At 41.7% G+C, this 6,370-nt stretch carries 5 protein-coding genes; all 5 read left to right on the top strand.

The genetic code is table 11. The annotated features are described in order from the left end of the window. Positions 1–332 precede the first annotated feature (332 nt). The 5 genes from DD657_RS13570 (at position 333) to rnr (ending at position 6,363) form a co-directional block, all read left to right on the top strand. Complete coding sequence (locus DD657_RS13570) at positions 333–908, top strand: ORF6N domain-containing protein (protein WP_287050407.1); 576 nt, start codon at positions 333–335, stop codon at positions 906–908. 908 nt (positions 909–1,816) lie between these two features. Next, positions 1,817–2,029 (top strand): hypothetical protein, encoded by a 213-nt coding sequence (locus DD657_RS13565; RefSeq protein ID WP_068691050.1) that lies wholly within the window; start codon positions 1,817–1,819, stop codon positions 2,027–2,029. A gap of 176 nt (positions 2,030–2,205) precedes the next feature. Beyond that, positions 2,206–2,676, top strand: coding sequence for a ribonuclease HI (gene rnhA / locus DD657_RS13560; RefSeq protein WP_021989284.1), 471 nt, complete (start codon positions 2,206–2,208; stop codon positions 2,674–2,676). A 132-nt stretch (positions 2,677–2,808) separates the two neighbouring features. Continuing rightward, the gene (locus tag DD657_RS13555) at positions 2,809–3,777 is read left to right on the top strand and encodes an NAD-dependent epimerase/dehydratase family protein (RefSeq protein ID WP_021989283.1); all 969 of its coding nucleotides are present in this window, start codon (positions 2,809–2,811) and stop codon (positions 3,775–3,777) included. 360 nt (positions 3,778–4,137) lie between these two features. Further along, positions 4,138–6,363, top strand: a complete 2,226-nt coding sequence (gene rnr, locus DD657_RS13550) for a ribonuclease R (RefSeq protein ID WP_287050403.1) — start codon at positions 4,138–4,140, stop codon at positions 6,361–6,363. Positions 6,364–6,370 lie beyond the last annotated feature (7 nt).

Here is a 6,370-nt window from a genome sequence, read left to right as displayed (position 1 = left end):
TTTGCAAAGATGATGAAAAAGGGTATGCATACACACTTTTTGAAACACTATCTAAGCATAGGAATAGTATCAATTTAAGATGGGCAAAAGAAACGGCTCAGCTGACCCGTTTTGTCTGACAACACAAGGACGGGCGGGAGTATTGATTCTCCCAATGGGAGTACGGAACCGTTGTACATAAAGCGTGAAATATTTCAGATGCTCCGATCGACAGATGCTCGCAACACCTTCCACCCGCGGAACAGAATCCACATTCCACGCCCTGTAATTTTTGTAAATATACTGAATTTCAGTTAAATTTATCATATACAATCTGAATATACCTGAAAATTATGGATCAGTTACAGAGGATACAAAGCAAAATATATGAGATCAGAGGACAAAGGGTGATGCTGGACCGCGATCTGGCAGAAATGTATGGAGTAGAAACGCGGACTTTGAATCAGGCTGTGAAGCGTAATATTGAACGTTTCCCCGAAGATTTTATGTTTCAGCTTACGAAGGAGGAATGTTTAAGATCACAAATTGTGATCTTAAATGCAGAGCAGGGAAAGCATTTGAAATATATGCCCTATGCTTTTTCTGAAATGGGGGTGGCAATGCTCAGTAGCGTGCTTCGTTCAAGTACCGCAATACAGGTAAACATTAATATTATGCGTGCATTTGTTGCTGTCCGTCAGTTAATAGCCAATCCTCCGACGGATAAAAGCTCGCTGCTTCAAAGGGAAGTAAAGGAGTTGAAAGAATATATTGAAGAAATGTTTGCTGATCAGAACGATATTAACGAGGATACCCGGACACAACTTGAATTGATTAACCGGACACTTGCAGAATTGCAGGTGCAAAAGAAACTGTCCTCAACTCCCCGCAGGCCCATTGGGTTTATCAGGCCAGAAGAAAATGATTGATTGATCTGCTTTGGTTTTAATACACAGAAAAGATCAGCTATAAATAATTCAGAATATCATGTAGTCAGGGAAAGGCAGGAACCGGCGAAGCCAGGGAAGCAGAACTTGAAAAAGTAATCTGATATAACGCCATTCATAAACTGATTTATTCTATTGGGAAAATATGAAGTCTGAATTTTGAAATATTTTTTGCTTGTACATAAGAAATGTTCCAGGATCATGTATACCCCTGAAATAAATCATGTAGAATCTGAAGGCAGGATTATTTCTGTTTGTCCTCGAAAATTAACAAGCGTTTAGCATTTCTTTATTACCGATAATCGGCCGACTTTTTGGACTGTTCACGGATCATGCAGTTGGAGGGGGATGAGGAAAAGAAAAAGTTTTGAGGGGAAAAATAATTCATGAAATAGAAACGATTGAAAAATTGAAATGTTTGACGCATGATGAGACAGTTTTGCATACATTAGATCCGATGATTAAAAGAGCGGTGCAATTTGTTGCGGATGAAACTCATTCAGTGGTAATTTATCAATTTTTTGTGATATAATACACATGCTTATTGATGTGTATTGTTTAATCTTATACGAGTAAAAAGCGGGTGTCTGTATGATATTTTGTCGATGTATTATTTGAAGTCAAATATTTATGCTTTGAATTGATTTGGCAAATGTATTTGTATTTAATGCTGTTGTGTTTTATGTAAGATTTAACTGTGAATATGAAAAGCCCGTTAAAAAGACGGGAAAGAAAACCTTATAATGTTCAAAGAACCTGAATTATTTTGATACTGTTTCCTAAGTGTATATGAACCTTTTTTTCTATTTCTTGTAAAAGTCCGGTTCTAACTTTTTCCATTTCTCTGCGTACTATTTTTACGATAATGCTTTGTTTTAATGGTAAATACTATGAGCACGAAGAAAAAAACACAAAAGGTAAAGCCGGAGATGACAGATGCCGAGAGAATCCGGGAAGACGAGAGGTTACGCGAAGCGTATGAAGATACTTTGGGGGAGATATTGGAAAACGACGACGAAGATGCCAGGGATAACCTGGCCGATTATATGGATGAACTGAAAGAGGAATCGGAAAATGTCGGACGCCCTCCACAAACAGATTGATGTTACGATAAAAAACAGTAAACAAACGGTTTCGTTGGGCTATTTTCTTTACAGGGGAATAGCCTGTTTTTACTTTCAGCTATCCTGTCGCCTGGAATTGGAACTTATTAAAAGAAAATTTAATTTTGAAGGCTTGATGCGGAGGGTACAATATTATATAGTGGTGTGACAAATTTATGGGAAATCAGATAACGATATATACGGATGGCGCTGCCAGTGGAAATCCGGGGCCGGGAGGATTCGGCGTGGTATTGATGGCCGGACCTTACCGGAAAGAATTGATGGGTGGGTTTCGGCTGACGACAAACAACCGGATGGAATTGCTGGCTGTCATCGTCGGGCTGGAGGCTTTGAAAAACGAGGGTGAGGAGGTAACGATTTATTCCGATTCCCGTTATGTGGTAGATGCCGTTGAAAAAGGATGGGTATTCGGTTGGGAAAAAAAAGCATTCAACGGAAAGAAAAATCCCGATTTGTGGAAACGCTTCCTGTTAATTTACCGGAAACATAAGGTTCGTTTTGTTTGGGTGAAAGGACATGCCGATAATCCGGAGAACGAACGCTGCGACCAATTGGCTGTTTCTGCGTATAAACGTACTGATTTACAGATAGATTATTTTTATGAAGCTGAGAATAAGAATACCTGATAAATTTTTACTTAAATGCTAAAAAATATTTCATTTTTTAGCTTTGTAAAAAATTTTAATTATTACATTTGTAACGATTTCGACGGAGGTAGGTGCTGTTGAATTAAGAACAATTTAAAATTAAATTCTGCAATGAAAAAGATATTAATAGTCGGTGCAGGAGGACAGATCGGATCCGAACTGGTTCCTCATTTGAGATCTCTTTATGGGAATAATAATGTCGTGGCTGCTGATATCAGCGCTGAAAAATGTAAGGCACTGGCTGAGGCCGGACCGTTTGAGGAATTGAATGCCCTTGACGGGGAAAAATATACCGCTATTGTAAAGAAATACGGTATTGATACGATTTTTAACATGGTTGCTTTATTGTCGGCTACCGGAGAAAAAAATCCGAAATTGGCATGGGACATTAATATCGGAGCATTGACCAATTCATTGTACATTGCAAAGGATAATAATTGTGCCGTATTTACACCGAGCTCTATCGGTGCTTTCGGTAAGGATACGCCGAAAGATAAGACACCGCAGGACACGTTGCAGCGCTCCAATACGACGATTTACGGAGTATGTAAAGTGACCGGAGAATTGTTGAGCGATTACTATTACAACCGTTTCGGTGTGGATGCCCGGAGCGTACGTTTCCCGGGATTGATTTCCTATGTGACGCTGCCCGGTGGCGGTACAACCGATTATGCAGTAGAGATATATTATGATGCAATCCGTAAGGGTTCGTTTACCTGCAATGTAAAGGCTGGCACATATATGGACATGATGTATATGCCGGATGCTTTGCGGGCTGTCGTTGAGTTGATGGAAGCTGACCCGGCCAAATTGAAGCACCGGAACAGCTTTAACATTGCTGCGATGAGTTTCGAGCCGGAACAGATCGCTGCGGAAATTCGCAAACATATTCCGGATTTCAAAATGGATTATCAGGTAGATCCCGTAAAACAGGCAATTGCCGACAGTTGGCCGAACAGCATGGACGATTCATGTGCTCATGAAGAATGGGGATGGAAAGCTGAATACAACTTGCAGAATATGACGACGGATATGCTTGTTAAGGTAAAAGAAAAATTCGATGCAGGATTGATAAAATAAGACAAGTTACTTTTATAAGTAATTGTTCGAAATCAAGTATATAGTTCAGTGCTTTAAGTGTCTGTACACAAAGAGACTGCAAAACTATTGAATAAGTCAACAGACTTATATGAAAACCGTTTGGAAATTTTCCGGACGGTTTTTTTATGGCTTTAGGAATACTTCGGTGAAAAAAGGAAGATGTTCCGGGAGAGAATGGATTTTTTTCTTTTTTTGAGTACACTCTGTTTTTTAATCATTAAATTTAGGGCATCGAAATCCGAGAGTACGATCGGTTGTTGAGTCTGACCCTTTAGGAAATGCCGTATGTGCCATAGCCTGCTGACTTCCAGCCTTTGTCTTTCGGCAAAATTTATGAATATGTCGAAAAATAAGAAAAAGGGAGAAGCGATCATTGCTAAGCCCGAATTGAGGAAGAGATTGGGAGAATTGTTTGAACAACATCCCGGCTCATGCTATAATTACAAGCAGGTGGCAAAACACTTGGAAGTGAAGAATATGGAAACGAAGCGGTTGATCGTAGAAGTGTTGGAGGAGATGCGCGATGCCGGAGAGTTGTTGGAGGAAACACCGGGGAAATACAGGAGTAAAGCGATAGGTTCCTATGTCACCGGGATTGTTGATCTCACGGCGAAGGGTGCCGCCTATATCCTTTCGGAAGAGGGCAAAGACGACATATTTGTCGCATTTCCGAATTTACGCCATGCGCTGAATGGAGATAAGGTAAAAGTATGGGTATATGCCCGCAGGCGTAACAGCCGTCCGGAGGGAGAAGTGGTGGAGATTCTGGAGCGGAAACGGACGACGTTTGTCGGTATTATTCAGCGTTCGAAAAACTATGCTTTTCTGATGCCCAGCGGTAAGCAATTACCTTACGATGTCTTTGTACCGTTGGCTCAGTTGCATGGAGCCAAAGACGGGGATAAAGTGGTGGTGGAAATTACCGAATGGCCGGAAGCCCAGAAGAATCCTGTCGGAACGGTTATACAAGTATTGGGAAAACCGGGGGATAACGATACGGAAATGAATGCTATTATGGCGGAATATGAGTTACCGGTGGCCTTCCCGACAAAAGTGCTCAAAGCTTCCGAACGTATTCCGATGGAACTGCCGGCTGATGAAGTCGCCCGGCGTAAGGATTTCCGGAAAGCAGTGACCTTTACGATCGACCCGAAGGATGCAAAGGACTTCGACGACGCTTTGTCGGTCAGAAAAATCAAGAACGGGCTTTATGAAATCGGGGTGCATATTGCTGATGTCAGTTATTATGTAGCTCCGGATACGGCTTTGGACAAGGAAGCTTATAACCGTGCGACCTCTGTGTATCTCGTCGACCGTACGGTTCCGATGTTGCCGGAGAAATTGTCGAATGGCGTATGTTCGTTGCGTCCGGATGAAGAAAAACTCTGTTTTTCCGCCGTTTTCAAGATGAATGATAATGCCGAAGTGTTGGAGCAATGGTTCGGACGTACGGTAATCAAATCGAATCGCCGCTATACCTATGAAGAGGCGCAGGCAATCATCGAAGGGAATGCAGGCGACTATAAGGAAGAAATACTGCTGTTGAATGATCTGGCACAGAAATTACGGGCAGAACGGTTTAAAAACGGAGCTCTCGATTTTGATCATGTTGAAGTGAAATTCGATCTGGACGAAAAAGGAAAACCTTTAGGGGTGTATTTTAAAGAGTCCAAAGAAGCCAATAAGCTGATCGAGGAATTTATGCTGCTGGCCAATAAAAAGGTTGCGGAGAAGGTCGGAAAAATAAAAGGGAATCAGAAGGAAAAGACATTTGTATATCGTATTCACGATAAGCCTTTCGATGAGAAGCTGGAAGAATTTAATAAATTTATCGGCCGTTTCGGTTATGGATTGAAACTGGGAAGCCGGAAAGCGTTGACCTCTTCAATCAATGGCCTGATGCAGAAAGTGAAGGGACGTCCCGAACAGAATATGATTGAAACTCTGGCTGTACGTACCATGGCAAAAGCGGTTTACTCGACCATGAATATCGGACATTACGGTCTGGCTTTTGAGTATTACACCCATTTTACGTCGCCTATCCGCCGCTATCCGGATGTAATGGTGCATCGTTTGTTGCAACGTTATCTGGACGGAGGACGTTCGGCCAACCGGGACCGTTACGAAGAATGGTGCAAACATTCGTCGGAAATGGAGCAGTTGGCGGCAAATGCCGAACGGGCTTCCATAAAGTATAAGCAGGTTGAATACATGTCGGATAAAATCGGTCAGGATTTTATCGGTACGATTTCAGGAGTTACCCAATGGGGATTTTATGTGGAATTGGACGATTCGAAGTGTGAAGGTCTGGTGTCCATAACCGAACTGGAAGACGATTATTATGAATTCGACGAGAAAAATTATTGCATTGTCGGAAGGCATCACGGGAAGCGTTATCAGTTAGGAGATAAAGTGAAGGTAAGGGTAGCAAAGGCGAATCTGGTTGCCCGGCAGTTGGATTTTGTTTTGGCTGAGGTGGTGAAAAAACAGGAACGTCAGATGCGGGAAGAAAAGTGGGAAAAGAGAGAAAAAAGAGGGAAAAAGAAAAATAAAGGAAGAAAATAGTTGAATT

The sequence above is a fragment of the Culturomica sp. genome, assembly GCF_003524185.1.
In the GTDB taxonomy this organism is placed as follows: Bacteria; Bacteroidota; Bacteroidia; order Bacteroidales; family Marinifilaceae; genus Culturomica; species Culturomica massiliensis.
This window is presented reverse-complemented; position numbering and strand designations above follow the sequence as displayed.